Source organism: Serratia myotis, assembly GCF_027474885.1.
GTDB lineage: Bacteria > Pseudomonadota > Gammaproteobacteria > Enterobacterales > Enterobacteriaceae > Serratia > Serratia proteamaculans.
Genome location: NZ_CP099707.1, coordinates 3,948,849 through 3,964,376 on the forward strand (window position 1 = coordinate 3,948,849; position 15,528 = coordinate 3,964,376).

The following is a 15,528-nucleotide window of genomic DNA, read 5'->3' on the forward strand; positions in this document are numbered from 1 at the left end:
AATCGGCTGTGGCCCCAGGCCTGGCCGGAAATTTCTTTGCGTGCCAGAGTGCTGATTGTCTGGCAAGCTGTGGTCACAATTCAATCACCCGTTCGCCCTGCCATCCGGGGCCATTAACAAGGGATCCCCGCATGTTGCACCCGCGCGCCAATGCCATGTTGGCTTTCGCTCTGCCCGCTCTCGTTATCGGTTCGGCTTCAAGCCTGGTGCTCATTCTGGTGATGAAATTCGCCGATGCACTGCAGCGGCTGCTGTGGGTGAATATTCCCGCGGTTATGAATATCGACACCCAGTCGCCCTGGTGGTTGATCGGCATTCTGACGCTGACCGGCGTCGCCGTCGGGTTAATTATCCGCTATATGCCCGGCCATGCGGGGCCAGACCCGGCAACGGAATCGCTGATCGGCATGCCTCTGCCCTTGTCGGCGGTGCCCGGTCTTGCGTTGGCGCTGATCGTTGGCCTGGTGGGTGGCGTCAGCCTGGGGCCGGAAAACCCGATCACTGCCATCAATATCGCGTTGGTGGTGGCAATCGGTTCACGTCTGCTGCCGAGAGTCCCGCGCATGGACTGGATTATTCTGGCCGCAGCCGGCACCATCGGCGCACTGTTCGGCACTCCGGTCGCCGCTGCGCTGATCTTTTCACAAACGCTGGCGGGCAATAATGATGTGCCGCTGTGGGATCGGCTGTTTGCCCCGCTGATGGCAGCAGCAGCCGGTGCGGTCACCACCCAACTCTTTTTCACCCCGAACTTTACCCTGCAGCTTGATGCCTATGGCGTTACCCGGCTGACGGATATTTTCAGTGGATCTATCGTCGCGCTGATCGCCATCGCGCTGGGCATGGTGGCGCTGTGGAGTTTTCCGCATATCCATCGCCTGTTCCATTCGATCAAGAACCCAGTACTGATGCTGGGGCTGGGCGGCTTTGTGCTCGGGCTATTGGCATTAATCGGCGGCGAGGTCACCCTGTTTAAAGGGCTGGATGAAATGAAGCGGCTGGCGATCGGCGAGAATTTTTCGGTCACGGAACTGCTGCTGATCACGCTGACCAAACTGGCGGCACTGGTGATTGCTGCCGCCAGCGGTTTTCGTGGTGGGCGCATCTTCCCGGCAGTGTTTGTCGGGGTGGCGTTGGGCCTGATGCTGCATCAGCATGTTCCGGCGGTGCCGGCGGCCATTACCGTCTCCTGCGCCATTATGGGGTTGGTGCTGGTGGTCACGCGTGACGGCTGGCTCAGCCTGTTTATGGCCGTTGCGGTGGTGCCGGAGTTGCACCTGCTACCGGTGCTGTGTGTGGTGATGCTGCCCGCCTGGCTGGTGCTGGCGGGCAAACCGCTGATGCTGGTGGGTAAACTCCAACCGCCGCACGACAATTAGGCTAGCGAATATTCTGCTGCTGCGCGCGCATGGATAGCGGTGGTGTCAAATACCGGCACTGACGCATCCTGCGCGCCAACCAGCAGACCAATTTCGGTGCAGCCGAAAATAATCCCCTGAGCGCCCTGCTGTTCCAGATTGCCGATAATGCGGCGATACTCATCGCGCGACGCATCACGGATTTTCCCCAGGCACAGCTCTTCATAAATAATGCGGTGCACAATATCGCGATCGGCCGCCACCGGGGTGACCACCTCAATGCCATACTTTTCCTGCAGTCGCCCACGATAGAACTCTTGTTCCATGGTAAAACGCGTGCCGAGCAGCCCGACGCGGCGAATATCCTGCTGACTCACCTGCAACGCCGTGGCGTCGGCGATGTGGATCAGCGGTAAGCCGCTGGCCTGTTCAACCGCATCCGCTACCTTGTGCATGGTGTTGGTACAAATGACGATGGCCTGTGCCCCCGCAGCACGCAGTGAGGCCGCAGCGGCAGCCAGCAGTTGCCCCGCCCCCTGCCAATCGCCCTGATGCTGCAAGCGTTCCACCTCGTGGAAATCGACGCTGTAGAGCACGATTTTGGCCGAATGCAGGCCGCCAAGTCGCTCCTTAACCTGTTCATTGATCATGCGGTAATAAGGAATGGTCGATTCCCAGCTCATGCCGCCCAGCAGGCCCAACACTTTCATCGTTTGCTCCTCAGTCATTGCTGCAATTATCCGACATTACCTGAGAATCGCAGGGATGACGACGCCTTATTTAGCGGAAGAGTTGACCGGCTGACGAGCCTCAAACCAACGCTGACGCAGGGTATCGTACGCCCAGTTATAGAACATGGTGTACGGCAGGAAGAACAGGAAGAAGCCGATCTCCAGCATAAACGCCTGTACTAAAGAAATGCTCAGCATCCAGGCGGCAATGGGCACGCCGATCAACACAAAACCGGCCTCAAAGCCCAGGGCATGAAACACCCGCACCTTAAGATTACGCACCACGCGGCCCACCGGCCACAGGCGGTCAAAAACGGTGTTATAAACCATGTTCCATACCATGGCGACGGTGGACAACATCACCGCCAACGCACCGACCTGTACCATCGAACGGTTCAACAACCACGCGCCCAACGGGGCGCAGACCATCACGGCAATGGCTTCGAAACCGACGGCGTGGACGATACGTTCAATGAAAGACTTGTTTTGCAGTTGCATACATCACCTGTTTTATCCCTTATGAATTTGTAGGGGCGCTGCATGCCGCGCCCGCATAAATTGGAGCGAATATATTCGCCCCCTAATAAACTCAGGTGATTATCATCGATTTTTTGGGTAGATTAAAAATAGGTTCCATCGATAAAGTAGATACATCATGCGCTATTCTCCCGAAGCCCTACAGGCGTTTGTTGAGGCCGCCGCCCTCGGTTCTTTCTCAGCCGCCGCGCGCAAGCTGCGCAAAAGTCAGTCCACTGTCAGTACCGCGATCGCCAATCTGGAAGCCGATCTCGGGCTGATCCTGTTTGATCGCCAGGCGCGTCAGCCGGTTTTAACCGCCGCCGGCCACAAAGTGCTGGCCCATGTGCAGGACATTCTCACGGCCAGCGAACGACTCGACGCGCTGAGTATTCGGCTGGCGGACAATATAGAACCCCGCCTGACCATCGTTTTTTCCGATACCTACCAGCCCACCCACCACGATCGCCTGATGCAGCACTTTGAACAACGCTATCAGGATATAGAGCTGGAGTGCATGATCGCCGAGGACGGCGACGTGTTGGATCTGTTGCAAAGTGGCCGTGCGCATCTGGGTATGGTGGAAGTGCAGGCCAGCTATCCACCGGATATCGGCTTTGCACGGCTGCCGGAACAGACGGAGATGGGGCTGTTCGTCACCCACTCGCACCCGCTGGCGCAGACGCCTTCCCCCACGCCGGAACAACTGTCCAGCACCCGCCAACTCTATCTGAACACCTACACCGGCGCCGGTGCGTCCCGTCCTCAGGGCCGGGTCTGGTCGGCACCCAGTTACCTGATGCTGCTGGAAATGGCCGAGCAAGGGGTCGGTTGGGCCACATTGCCGAACTGGCTGGTGCGGCAATATGGCCATGACAAATTAACCGAACTTAAGCCACGCGGATGGCCGAAGCTGATTTCAGTGGATGCGGTTTGGTCGAAACTGACCCCGCCAGGGCCGGCGGGGTATTGGTTGCTGGAACGCCTGCTGGAGAACGCGACGGATCAGGCCGCCGCGTTACGCGACTGAATGGCGCGCGAGACGGTATCCAGCAATTCGGGAATATCCATCTTTGGCAGCACCACTTCCACAAAAGCCAGTTGCGGGCTGTCGCCGACTTCTCTCAGCGCCTGGCGCAACTGTTCCGGTTCAGTAACCCGCAGCGTTTTCACCTGATGTTCGCCGGCTAACGCCTGCGGCAACTGCGTCCAGTTCCACTGGGCGATATCGTTGTAACGCTGTTGCGGGCCGTGGATAGCCCGCTCAACGGTATAACCGTCATTATTGAGCAGGAAAATCACCGGTTTCAGCCCGTCGCGCAGCATCGAGCCCAGCTCCTGCGCGGTGAGCTGTGCCGAACCGTCGCCGATTAACAGCACCACCCTACGGTCCGGCTCCGCCGTCTGGGCACCGAATGCCGCCGGCAGGGTATAACCGATAGACCCCCACAACGACTGGACGATAAACCGACAGCCCTGCGGCAGGCTAAGCGCCGCAGCACCAAAACAGGCCGTGCCCTGCTCGGCGATCACAATGTCGCCCGGCCGCAGAAAGTCCTGCATCTGTTGCCAAAAACCGTGCTGATCCAAACCACTGCCGTTCGGATCCGGTAATACCGGGCGTTTAATCGCCGGTAATTGCCATTGTTTTACCAGCGTCAGCGTCAACTGGTGCAACGCAATGACCGCGTCTCGCATTGGGATCTGGCTGAAGACTTGCTGCCCTACCCGTGCTTCAAACGGCTGAATATCAATGCATTTCTCCGCCGGCAGATGATGAGTGAAGCCAGCGGTAATGGTATCGGTAAAACGCACGCCGACGTTAATGACGACATCGGCGCCCTCAATCAGTTGCTTCACCTGCAGATCGCTGGCCGCACCGGCATAGGTGCCGGTAAAACAGGCATGGGTTTCATCCAATACGCTCTTGCCAAGCAACAGGGTTGAATGTGGCATATCAACCTCATTCATCCACTGTGCCAGCACCTTCTCAGCCCCAAAGCGTTCCGCCAGAAAGTCCGCCAGCAGGGAGACCCGCTTGGCCGGCAGCAGCATTTCCCGCGCGGCGGCGATAAAGGCTTGTAGTGACACCTGAGAACAATGGGCCTGCCGCAGCATCAGCGGTGCCGGTCGGGATGCCAGCGGCGCTTCTGCCACCTCACTCGGCAACAGCAGATAAACCGGACGATGCTCAAACAACGCGATGGTCAGCAGCCGATCTATTTCTGCTTCGGCGTTGTCGGCGGTTAGGCTGGCCTGCGCGACGGTGACCTCTTTCGCCATACGGGCAAAGTGGCCGAAATCGCCATCGCCCAGAGAATGGTGCAATAAATCTCCAGCCTGCTGGGCACGTAATGTGGGGGCACCCACTACGTGGATCACCGGCAAGTACTCAGCGTAGCTGCCGGCAATGCCGTTGACCGCGCTCAGTTCACCCACGCCAAAAGTGGTCAGTAAAGCGGCAGCCGGTTTACAGCGTGCATAACCATCTGCGGCATAGGCGGCATTCAGCTCGTTAGCACAGCCTACCCAGGTGATCTGCGGATGAGCGATGACATGATCGAGAAACTGCAGGTTGTAGTCCCCGGGCACGCCAAAGAAATGTCGGATACCGATCTGAGCCAAACGATCGAGTAGGTAATCGGCCACCCTATAGGTTTTATTCATGATCATCACCTGCCAACAGTTGAGATTGTCAGTATTAAGTATCGAAGATGTGGTATGAATTTCGAGCTTTGTGTTTAAAAAGGGATTGGCAACCCAGCGTTACATCGACGCACCCTTGGCAGGCATAAGTTATACCTCATAAGTTGTATTTATAACGTTATGGCGATTAAGCGTGATCGGCGACTCTGACAAAGGCTATGGAAACGCATACACTAAAATTCATTCCACCTCTGCTGAAAAGGGTTCCTATGCTCTACCAGGCTGATTCTTCGCGTTATCAAAATATGGAATACCGCCGCTGCGGCCGTAGCGGCCTGAAACTGCCGGCCATTTCTCTCGGCTTGTGGCATAACTTTGGCGACACCACGCTGTATGACAATGCGCGCAAGCTGATCCACTGCGCGTTCGATCGTGGTATTACCCACTTTGATCTGGCCAACAACTATGGTCCGCCTCCCGGTTCCGCCGAGGAAAACTTCGGCCGTATTCTTAACGCGGACCTGAAGCCCTGGCGTGATGAACTGATTATCTCCTCGAAGGCCGGTTACACCATGTGGCCTGGCCCTTACGGCGACTGGGGATCGAAAAAGTATCTGGTCGCCAGCCTGGATCAAAGCCTGCAACGCATGGGGCTGGAGTACGTGGACATCTTCTACCACCATCGTCCCGATCCGGATACGCCGCTGGAAGAAACCATGGGCGCGCTGGATTTGCTGGTGCGTCAGGGCAAGGCACTGTACGTCGGGCTATCAAACTACCCGGCCGACCGTGCACGCGAAGCGTTTCGCATTCTGCAAAAACTCGGCACGCCTTGCGTGATCCATCAGCCCAAATACTCGATGTTCGAACGCTGGGTTGAACCCGAGTTACTGGATACGCTGGAAGAACACGGCGTAGGTTCCATTGCCTTCTCACCACTGGCCGGTGGTCTGCTGACCGATCGCTATCTGCACGGTATTCCACAAGATTCGCGCGCCGCCAGCGGCAGTCAGTTTCTGCAGCCCGGTCAGCTCACCGACGATAAGTTGGAAAAAGTGCGTCGACTCAATGCATTGGCGCAACAGCGTGGGCAAAAGCTGTCGCAAATGGCACTGGCCTGGGTATTACGCGGCGATCGCGTCACTTCGGTACTGATTGGTGCCAGCAAGACCAGTCAGATTGAAGACGCGGTAGGCATGCTGGCTAACCGCAGCTTCAGCGATGCCGAAATTGCCCAGATCGAACAAATATTAGTGTAATCGGTTACAATGATCGCCGGATCCCACGCCGGCGATCGTCTATCCTCGCCAGACAAATCTTAAATCAACTGCTCCACACCGCTTTTCAGAATCTCTCTAAGATTCAACCCTAGCCCCACAGGCTAAGATGCCGCTATTGCAGGTAAAACTATAAGGCCATTTTATAAACTGATGAACGCGCTTCATTACTTATAAAACCGGCCAACCCGCTGCGGCGGAAAGGAGAATTCATGTTTAAACCTCTGTTATTGGCCGCCCTGTTGGTGGTGTCAACGGTGCCTGTCATGCAGCAAGCCCAGGCGGACGGCCTCAGTATTGATCTGATGCCGGGCGTGTCATTACGTATCGGTGAACAAGACAACCGTGGCCGTTACTGGGACGGTTATGACTGGCGTGACCGCGACTGGTGGCAGGGCCATCAGGGCCGCTACCTGGGCGATCGCAACCGCCGGGGTTACAACTGGGACGGTTATCGCTGGCGCGACAACGACTACTGGCGCAAAAATTATTACTATCATGAAGGCCGCTATCGCAAATACGATAAGCACTACTACAAGCATCATGATAAACACCACTGGAAAGATCGTCGCCATGATGACCGCGATCACGGTCACCGTGGTCATGGCGACCACGACGACTAACAGCAAAAGGCCGGCATCATGCCGGCCTTTCATTTAACAGGAGCTCACAGCAGGCTGCTGACCAGCAAATAACCGTTCAACCCCACCACTACCACCACGATCAGCTTACCCATCGTCTGTATGGTACGGCTGTTCACCATCTCGCCCATCAACTCACGATTACCAGTGAACGACAGCAATGGCACCAGTGCCAGGGCAATCCCGAAACTCAGCAGCACCTGGCTTAGCACCAGAATGCGCGTAGCGTCCATCCCCAGCATAATCACGATAAATGACGGCAGCATGGTGACCACGCGGCGTACCCACAGCGGAATGTAAAAGCGCACGAACCCCTGCATCACCACCTGCCCCGCCAGCGTGCCCACCACGGTAGAAGACAGCCCGGCAGCCACCAGGCTCAGCCCGAAAATGGTCGCTGCCGCCTGACCCAGCAAAGGTTGCAGCGTCAGATAGGCCTGGTCGAGATCGGTGACGCCACTATGACCATTAAAATGGAAGGCCGCGGCGGCGGTGGCCATCATCGCCAGATTAACAAACCCGGCGATGGTCATGGCAATGGCGACATCGAACTTGGTAGCAGCGTAGCGATCTGCCTTTGAATTCTCGCCAGCGGCCTGGGTTAACGACGAATGCAGATAAATCACGTGCGGCATAATGGTAGCGCCCAGTACGCCCGCAGCCAGAAACACCGCATCGCCGTTCGGCAAATCCGGCAGCGCCATGCCTTTTAACAACGGTCCCAACTGCGGCTGGGAGAACACCAGCTCCACCATATAAGCCAGGGCGACAAACAGCAGCAGGCTGCCAATCACCCATTCCAGCGGTTTTTGCCCACGTTTTTGCAGCATCAGGATCAGGAAGGTGGCAATACCGGTCAGGATCGCCCCTTCCAGCAGCGTTACGCCCAACAGCAGTTTGAAACCGATAGCCGCACCAATAAACTCGGCCAGATCGGTCGCCATCGCAATGATTTCTGCCTGCACCCAATAGGCCCAGACCGCTGGGCGTGGAAAACGATCGCGAATGTGCTCCGCCAGGTTTTTACCGGTGGCAATGCCCAGTTTGGCGGACAACAGCTGGATCAGCATCGCCATCACATTGGCCCACACCACCACCCACAGCAGGGTATAGCCAAAAGAAGCCCCTGACTGGATATTGGTGGCGAAATTGCCAGGGTCGATATAGCCGATAGCCGCGATAAATGCGGGCCCCATCAGGGAGAGTTTGATCTTTCTGGATGGGCGCTGAGTGGTCTCTACCACGCGACTGTTCAGCATGCTCTGAACCCTTACTTCTATTAAGCCTGAGGTTATTTTATGTAAATGATAATAATTATCAAGTGCATTTGGAGCGGTAATACTTATCTCTGCGATAGAGAAAAACCACGGGTTTAACGAAAGGTTTAGCGGGTAGATGGATATTTTCCGTACTCTGCCGAGCCTGATTCAGAGCACAATCGGTCTTATAATGGAATTAGCACAGGAATAGGAATTTCATATGGTTTCATTAAGCTCTTGATTTTTTATGCTTTACCGTACTAATTTAAGACATATCCCACTATGACTTTCCATATTTGCAATAGACCTCTCGTTTTTAAACGTGGCGTTACATAAAATGACATCCGAAATTCAGCCTGCCTCAAGTTTGGAGCAAACATGTCCCATATTGCGCACTTTGCGTTGGCGTTAGTGGTGGTTGCGGTTCTGGCACTGTTAGTGTGCCGCGATCGTAAAAGCATCCGCATTCGCTACGTTATACAACTGTTGGTTATTGAAGTACTGCTGGCCTATTTCTTCCTGCATTCGGAAGCGGGTTTAGGCTTTGTAAAAGGATTCGCAGCGCTGTTTGACAAGCTGCTCGGGTTTGCTGGGCAAGGGACTGAATTTGTATTCGGCGGTATGGGTGATAAAGGTCTGGCCTTCTTCTTCCTGAAGGTACTGTGCCCGATCGTCTTCATTTCTGCGCTGATCGGTATTCTGCAATACATTAAAGTACTGCCGTTTATCATCCGCATTATTGGTACCGTGCTGTCAAAAGTAAACGGTATGGGCAAGCTGGAATCCTTCAACGCCGTCAGCTCGCTGATCCTGGGCCAGTCTGAAAACTTCATTGCCTATAAAGATATTCTGGGCAAGATGTCAGAAAAGCGCATGTACACCATGGCAGCAACCGCGATGTCTACGGTTTCCATGTCCATCGTCGGTGCTTACATGACCATGCTGGATGCCAAGTTTGTGGTCGCCGCGCTGGTACTGAACATGTTCAGCACGTTTATCGTGCTGTCATTGGTCAACCCGTATGACACCAGTAAAGAAGAAGAACTGCATCTGGGCAATCTGCACGAAGGCCAGAGCTTCTTCGAAATGCTGGGTGAATACATTCTGGCTGGTTTTAAAGTAGCTATTATCGTTGCTGCGATGCTGATCGGCTTTATCGCCCTGATCGCCGCGCTCAACGGCCTGTTCAGCGCCATCTTCGGCCTGAGCTTCCAGGAAATCCTGGGCTACTTCTTCTATCCATTCGCCTGGATTATGGGTATTCCTAAGCACGAAGCGTTGCAGGTAGGCAGCATCATGGCGACCAAACTGGTTTCCAACGAATTCGTGGCGATGATGGAACTGCAGAAAATCTCTGCTGAACTCTCTCCTCGCAGCATGGGGATCCTGTCGGTGTTCCTGGTTTCCTTCGCCAACTTCTCTTCCATCGGTATCGTTGCCGGTGCGATTAAAGGGCTGAACGAACATCAGGGCAATGTGGTGTCCCGCTTTGGTCTGAAGCTGGTATACGGTTCTACGCTGGTCAGCATCCTGTCTGCGTCCATCGCAGGCCTGGTTCTGGGCTAAGCCGAAACCTCAGTGAGACAAAGGTCGCTTCGGCGGCCTTTTTTAATGCCTGTAATTCGGTGTTCGGGATGGAGGAGGAAAGACAGAAAGCAAAAAGCCGACCCTGAGGTCGGCTTTTTAAATGGTGGTGGAGCTAGACGGGATCGAACCGTCGACCTCTTGCATGCCATGCAAGCGCTCTCCCAGCTGAGCTATAGCCCCACAAAAGTGGTACGCTTTAACCGGCGTTACGGTATTCCCCAACCCTTCTGAGATAAAGGTTGGTGGAGCTAGACGGGATCGAACCGTCGACCTCTTGCATGCCATGCAAGCGCTCTCCCAGCTGAGCTATAGCCCCAATCCACAATCACAAAATCCTGTGAACGGGGCGCATAATATGAAACCCCTGAAACACTGTCAACGGCTAAATTGAATTACTCGATCAAGCGCTGAAAAAGCCGCCAAATCAGCGCGTTTCACGCTAAAAAATCGCCAGGACGGGTGAAAATCAGCCATTACCCTGGTCATCTCACAAAATACAAAAAACCTTACCCATTGTGTTGATTTTTATTTAATGGAATGTTAGCGAAATACGCTTGAGTCATCATCCCCACAGGCATAGACTGCCCGCGTCGTAAAATCCACAACTATAAACCGAGTCAGTTATGTCGTTGCATTCACCAAAAGAAATCGCTGCGTTAGCCATTCAGGCCGGCGTAAACAAAAGCCAGGCGCCACTCGCCAATCTGCTCATTCTGGGCTTTCTCGCCGGTGCCTTTATCGCTACCGGCTTCCTGCTGGATATCCATGTGATCGGCACCCTGCCAGCCGAATGGGGCTCGTTTGGGGCATTACTGGGCGCCGCCGTGTTCCCGATCGGCCTGATCCTGACAATTCTGGCCGGAGGAGAGTTACTGACCGGTAATATGATGACTCTGCCGATGGCCTGGTTTGCCCGCCAAATATCGCTGTTTGCCATTCTGCGCAACTGGTTCTGGGTCACTCTGGCCAACCTGGCCGGCAGCGTGGCCGTTGCCTATTTCTTTGGCCACCTGCTTGGCCTGACAGAAGGGACATTCCTGCACAAAACCTTGTCCATCGCGCAAGCCAAAGTGGATGCTGACTTCCTGCACGCATTTATTTCCGGCGTCGGCTGTAATTGGCTGGTGTGTCTGGCGGTGTGGCTGGCCTTTGCCAGCAAAGACGTGCCGGGTAAGGTGATTGGTATGTGGTTCCCGGTGATGGCTTTCGTCGCTATCGGTTTCCAGCACGTGGTGGCGAACATGTTCATTATCCCGGCGGCCATCTTTGCCGGTGGCATGAGCTGGAGCCAGTATCTGCCCAACTTCACCGCCGTGTTTCTCGGTAACGCATTGGGCGGCGCAGGCTTCGTCGGCCTGATGTATTTCCTCGCCTACCGCCCCGCCGTTCCGGCCAGCGAACAGGCCTGATCGACACCGATAAAAAAGCCCCGGGATTGCTCCACGGGGCTTTTTCATTCACAGGCTGGGAAACTATCAGCCTTAAGCTTCACGCCCGGCAATGAAAGCCAGCGCCAGGTCGATGCGCTGCAGAGAACGTTTCTGACCAATAGCATGAACGGTAACATCCATACCCGGTGACTGACCGGCACCGGTCACCGCTACGCGCAGCGGCATGCCGACCTTGCCCATACCTACACCCAGCTCATCAGCCGTGCCCTGAATGGCGTCATGCACGTTTTCCGGGGTCCAGGCAGTGATAGCAGCCAGTTTGGCACGTACTGCCTCCAGCGGCTGGCGTGCAACCGGACGCAGGTGTTTCTTGGCAGCATCAGCGTCGAACTCGCTGAAGTCTTCGTAGAAGTAACGGCAGGACTCGGCCATTTCCTTCAGCGTTTTGCAACGCTCGCCCAGCAGCTTAACAATATCTTTCAGCTCAGGACCGTTGCGGGTTTCAATACCCAGTTGCTCAACATGCCACGCCAGGTGCACCGCCACTTCTTCGGCAGGCATATGGTTAATGTAGTGGTGGTTGAGCCACTGCAGCTTCTCGGTATTGAAGGCGCTGGCAGATTTGTTGATCGCTTCCAGAGTAAAGAACTCTTTCATCTCATCAATAGAGAAGATTTCCTGATCGCCATGGGACCAACCCAGACGCACCAGATAGTTCAGCAGCGCCTGCGGCAGGTAGCCGTCGTCACGATACTGCATTACGCCTACCGCACCGTGGCGTTTCGACAGTTTTTTGCCGTCGTCACCGAGGATCATCGAAACGTGCGCGTATTCCGGTACTGGCGCGCCCAGCGCTTTCAGAATGTTGATCTGACGCGGGGTGTTGTTGATGTGGTCTTCGCCGCGGATCACGTGGGTGATTTCCATATCCCAGTCATCCACCACTACGCAGAAGTTATAGGTCGGTGAACCGTCGGTACGGCGAATGATCAGGTCATCCAGCTCCTGGTTGCTGAATTCGATCGGGCCACGGATCTTGTCATCGAAGATAACCGAGCCTTCCTGCGGGTTACGGAAACGCACCACGTAGGGTTCGTCGTCGGTATGGCTGCACTGGCTGTCACGGCAATGACCGTCGTAACGTGGTTTTTCACCGTTTTCCATCTGCGTTTCACGCAGCGCTTCCAGACGTTCCTTCGAGCAATAGCATTTATAGGCGGTATTCTGCACCAGCATGTCGTCAATCACCGCGTTATAGCGGTCAAAACGCTTGGTCTGGAAGTACGGGCCTTCGTTCCAATCCAGGTTTAACCAGTTCATGCCATCCATAATTGCGTCAATAGCGTCCTGGGTTGAACGTTCCAGATCGGTATCTTCGATACGCAGAACGAACTCACCGCCCATATGGCGGGTGAACAACCAGGAGTAAAGCGCAGTACGGGCGCCACCGACGTGAAGATAGCCGGTTGGGCTCGGTGCAAAACGGGTTTTGATTTTCATTGGGTTCACTGCCTTATTACGCAACGCGTGTCGGCGGTTGCCGACGATTGCTCGGAATTTAAAAAAGTGGGCAACATTGTACCACCACGCGCTAATTCCTCAACGCTGACACGATATTGCTGCCCCTGATTTCGTTATCTCTGCGGCAGGTTTCGCATAACAATGTGCAAAGATCCGTCATTGCGGGCTATAAATATCTCATCCTGTTTAAATTTGCGGCGAACGATTGAAATCATTTTAAAAACCGTTGACTCACTTTCAACTATCCCTATAATGCGACTCCAACAAGACGGGGCGATTAGCTCAGTTGGTAGAGCATCTCCTTTACACGGAGGGGGTCGGCGGTTCGAGCCCGTCATCGCCCACCATCTTGTTGAGCAGTAAAGCAGTAAGAAATGAGAAGAATGAGGGTGATTAGCTCAGTTGGTAGAGCATCTCCTTTACACGGAGGGGGTCGGCGGTTCGAGCCCGTCATCACCCACCACTCATTCTCTTGTTTGGCAGTACCCGGAAGTTCTGAAGTGGGTGATTAGCTCAGTTGGTAGAGCATCTCCTTTACACGGAGGGGGTCGGCGGTTCGAGCCCGTCATCACCCACCACTTCTGCGGGTCGTTAGCTCAGTTGGTAGAGCAGTTGACTTTTAATCAATTGGTCGCAGGTTCGAATCCCGCACGACCCACCACTACAGAAAAAAGCGCCTTTTGGCGCTTTTTTCGCATCTGACGTCCGGAAGCGCTCAAAACCTCAGTAATTCTCCCAATATCTCCATACAACTAACAATGCTCGTTATTAGGGAGAGCGTGCCGAAGGGGTCGTAGCGGCTTGCCCGCCGACCAACTTGTCGGGAACAAGTTGGAACGACTTCCAGTCGGCCCGCAGGGTGGGACACAAGGATGTGTCCCATAATGGCCCCTCGGTGCGCTAGGCCCGGGCATCTCGAGATTAAAGACAACTAATAAAGGCGCTGCAAGCAGCGCCTTACGGCTATCGCGAAGGTAGAACCTGATTATCAGGCCGCCAGCGTCGCTCCACCATCAATCACAATATCCTGCATAGTGATATGGCTGGCGCGATCGGAAGCCAGGAACAGAATGGCATCGGCGATTTCCTGTGGTTGAGCAATTTTGCCCAACGGAATGCCCAGTTTGAACTGTTCCGGGAAACCGTTAATGGTGTTCTGCTCACCGGTTTCATCCTGCCACATGCCACGCTGCATTGGCGTATTGGTCGAGCCCGGCGAAACCAGGTTGCTGCGCACGCCATAAGGGGCCATTTCCAACCCCACGGTTTGGCACAGGCTGCGCAATGCAGCTTTAGAAGCGCAGTAGGCCGCCATGCCGACGCGCGGCACATGGGCGGCGTTGGACGCTACGCTGACAATCACACCGCGTCGTTGGCGACGAAACACCGGCAAGGCATGGCGGAACATATTGAATGCCCCACCGGCATTGACCGCCAGACAAGCCAGCCAGTCTGCGGTGCTGGTTTCATCCGTCAGCCCCATGCGCAAAATACCGGCACCGTTGACCAGCACGTCCAAATCCCCCTGCTCCGCCAGCAAACGTCCGCACACGCGGTCTACTGCATCACTGTCAGCGATATCCAGCACTTCAGTACGGAATGGGTATTCCGGCTCACCAAAGTGTTTATCAAAGCCAACCACTTCGGCACCGGCCTGCACAAACGCCAGTGCCGTTGTCAGACCAATTCCGGCACCAGCACCAGTCACCCAGACTCGCTTACCGGCGAAATCGCCCTGTTGCTCCATCAGGCTTTCCCCTCTGACAACAACGCCCACCAGCCATCGATGGTTGGGTTCTTGGCCAGCGCGATAAAATCGATATCGCCGCGAATCTTGCGCCAGCGTGCCGCCAATTCCATGATACGCACCGAATCCAGACCGTAGTCGATCAGGTTTTCGTCGTCGCCCATGTCTTCGCTGTCTTCATCGAGGAAAGGCATGATTTGCTGACGCAGCGCAGCCTTGCTGGCAATGCCCGGCAACAGCTCGGCGGTGGTCACCACGCGACCGCAACGGCCGGCGGTATAACGCAATGCCATCAGGTGTTCTTCACGGGAGAAATCGGCCAGGCCGTCGGCCACCATGAACGGCTGAATATTGCGCATAAAAGCATCGATCGCCGTAGTCATGCAGCCGATATGCGCGTAGACGCCACAGATGATCAACTGATCGCGCCCCGACTCCTGCAGAATCTCCTGCAGCGGTGAGCGGTGGAAAGCACTGTAACGCCACTTCACCAGTACGGTATCGTCTGCTTCCGGTGCCAGGGCAGCAACCACTGCCTGCTGTTCCGGGTGCTTATTCAGACCTGGGCCCCACATGTCATTCAACAAGGCGCGATCTTCATCGCTCTGCTGATTAGGTTGCGCGGTGTAAAACACCGGGATCCCCTGGGATTTGCAGTAACGGCGCAGGTTGGCGATGTTCTCCACCACCTGTTTGATCAGCGGGCTGTCTTCACCCCAGAAATTCAGGAAATACTGCTGCATATCGTGGATCAACAGTGCAGCGCGCTGCGGTTCCACCTTCCAGCTCACTTTGTTGGTCGGCAGTTCAGCCTGAGTCGGCAACGCGTAATCATTAAGTTTTGGAATGGCCAT

General features: G+C 55.2%; 13 protein-coding genes and 6 tRNA genes. 10 read left to right on the top strand and 9 right to left on the bottom strand.

The window, feature by feature from the left end:
• The first annotated feature begins 131 nt into the window (after positions 1-131).
• The gene (locus NHG65_RS18690) at positions 132-1,379 is read left to right on the top strand and encodes an ion channel protein (RefSeq protein WP_219016718.1); all 1,248 of its coding nucleotides are present in this window, start codon (positions 132-134) and stop codon (positions 1,377-1,379) included.
• On the opposite strand, the gene NHG65_RS18695 is transcribed toward NHG65_RS18690, so the two are convergent.
• The gene (locus NHG65_RS18695) at positions 1,376-2,068 is read right to left on the bottom strand and encodes an aspartate/glutamate racemase family protein (protein ID WP_499182535.1); all 693 of its coding nucleotides are present in this window, start codon (positions 2,066-2,068) and stop codon (positions 1,376-1,378) included. The genes NHG65_RS18690 and NHG65_RS18695 overlap by 4 nt on opposite strands.
• Positions 2,069-2,134: 66 nt before the next feature.
• Positions 2,135-2,587: a multidrug/biocide efflux PACE transporter gene (locus NHG65_RS18700; RefSeq protein ID WP_112348768.1), complete on the bottom strand. Its 453-nt coding sequence runs from the start codon at positions 2,585-2,587 to the stop codon at positions 2,135-2,137.
• Positions 2,588-2,744: 157 nt separating this feature from the next.
• On the opposite strand from NHG65_RS18700, the gene NHG65_RS18705 reads away from it, so the two are divergent.
• The gene (locus NHG65_RS18705) at positions 2,745-3,635 is read left to right on the top strand and encodes a LysR family transcriptional regulator (protein ID WP_099063674.1); all 891 of its coding nucleotides are present in this window, start codon (positions 2,745-2,747) and stop codon (positions 3,633-3,635) included.
• On the opposite strand, the gene NHG65_RS18710 is transcribed toward NHG65_RS18705, so the two are convergent.
• On the bottom strand, positions 3,611-5,272 hold the full coding sequence (locus tag NHG65_RS18710; RefSeq protein ID WP_499182536.1) for an alpha-keto acid decarboxylase family protein: 1,662 nt from the start codon (positions 5,270-5,272) through the stop codon (positions 3,611-3,613). The two genes, NHG65_RS18705 and NHG65_RS18710, sit on opposite strands and share 25 nt — an antisense overlap.
• 248 nt (positions 5,273-5,520) lie before the next feature.
• On the opposite strand from NHG65_RS18710, the gene mgrA reads away from it, so the two are divergent.
• Both mgrA and NHG65_RS18720 read left to right on the top strand, forming a co-directional pair.
• Positions 5,521-6,510: an L-glyceraldehyde 3-phosphate reductase gene (gene mgrA, locus NHG65_RS18715; protein WP_499182537.1), complete on the top strand. Its 990-nt coding sequence runs from the start codon at positions 5,521-5,523 to the stop codon at positions 6,508-6,510.
• A gap of 230 nt (positions 6,511-6,740) precedes the next feature.
• Positions 6,741-7,151 (top strand): DUF2502 domain-containing protein, encoded by a 411-nt coding sequence (locus tag NHG65_RS18720; protein WP_085117959.1) that lies wholly within the window; start codon positions 6,741-6,743, stop codon positions 7,149-7,151.
• Positions 7,152-7,195: 44 nt separating this feature from the next.
• Here NHG65_RS18720 and NHG65_RS18725 read toward each other — a convergent pair whose 3' ends face one another.
• Complete coding sequence (locus NHG65_RS18725) at positions 7,196-8,428, bottom strand: Nramp family divalent metal transporter (protein ID WP_112348763.1); 1,233 nt, start codon at positions 8,426-8,428, stop codon at positions 7,196-7,198.
• A 378-nt stretch (positions 8,429-8,806) separates the two neighbouring features.
• Between NHG65_RS18725 and NHG65_RS18730 the strand changes: the two genes are divergently transcribed.
• Positions 8,807-9,994, top strand: a complete 1,188-nt coding sequence (locus NHG65_RS18730; RefSeq protein WP_099063669.1) for a NupC/NupG family nucleoside CNT transporter — start codon at positions 8,807-8,809, stop codon at positions 9,992-9,994.
• A 125-nt stretch (positions 9,995-10,119) separates the two neighbouring features.
• On the opposite strand, the gene NHG65_RS18735 is transcribed toward NHG65_RS18730, so the two are convergent.
• Positions 10,120-10,195 (bottom strand) — tRNA-Ala (locus tag NHG65_RS18735).
• Positions 10,196-10,255: 60 nt separating this feature from the next.
• Positions 10,256-10,331, bottom strand: a tRNA-Ala gene (locus tag NHG65_RS18740).
• Positions 10,332-10,638: 307 nt separating this feature from the next.
• On the opposite strand from NHG65_RS18740, the gene NHG65_RS18745 reads away from it, so the two are divergent.
• On the top strand, positions 10,639-11,424 hold the full coding sequence (locus tag NHG65_RS18745; RefSeq protein WP_499182538.1) for a formate/nitrite transporter family protein: 786 nt from the start codon (positions 10,639-10,641) through the stop codon (positions 11,422-11,424).
• A 72-nt stretch (positions 11,425-11,496) separates the two neighbouring features.
• Here the strand turns inward: NHG65_RS18745 and gltX are convergent, their stop codons facing one another.
• Complete coding sequence (gene gltX / locus NHG65_RS18750; RefSeq protein ID WP_099063667.1) at positions 11,497-12,906, bottom strand: glutamate--tRNA ligase; 1,410 nt, start codon at positions 12,904-12,906, stop codon at positions 11,497-11,499.
• Positions 12,907-13,198: 292 nt separating this feature from the next.
• On the opposite strand from gltX, the gene NHG65_RS18755 reads away from it, so the two are divergent.
• From NHG65_RS18755 to NHG65_RS18770, 4 genes are all read left to right on the top strand, one after another.
• Positions 13,199-13,274: transfer RNA gene (locus NHG65_RS18755), tRNA-Val, on the top strand.
• A gap of 40 nt (positions 13,275-13,314) precedes the next feature.
• Positions 13,315-13,390 (top strand) — tRNA-Val (locus NHG65_RS18760).
• A 39-nt stretch (positions 13,391-13,429) separates the two neighbouring features.
• Positions 13,430-13,505, top strand: a tRNA-Val gene (locus tag NHG65_RS18765).
• A 7-nt stretch (positions 13,506-13,512) separates the two neighbouring features.
• Positions 13,513-13,588: transfer RNA gene (locus tag NHG65_RS18770), tRNA-Lys, on the top strand.
• Between the two features lie 327 nt (positions 13,589-13,915).
• Here NHG65_RS18770 and dhbA read toward each other — a convergent pair.
• On the bottom strand, positions 13,916-14,674 hold the full coding sequence (dhbA, locus tag NHG65_RS18775; RefSeq protein WP_099063665.1) for a 2,3-dihydro-2,3-dihydroxybenzoate dehydrogenase: 759 nt from the start codon (positions 14,672-14,674) through the stop codon (positions 13,916-13,918).
• Positions 14,674-15,528: an isochorismatase gene (locus NHG65_RS18780; RefSeq protein WP_099063664.1), complete on the bottom strand. Its 855-nt coding sequence runs from the start codon at positions 15,526-15,528 to the stop codon at positions 14,674-14,676. The genes dhbA and NHG65_RS18780 overlap by 1 nt, the downstream gene beginning before the upstream one ends.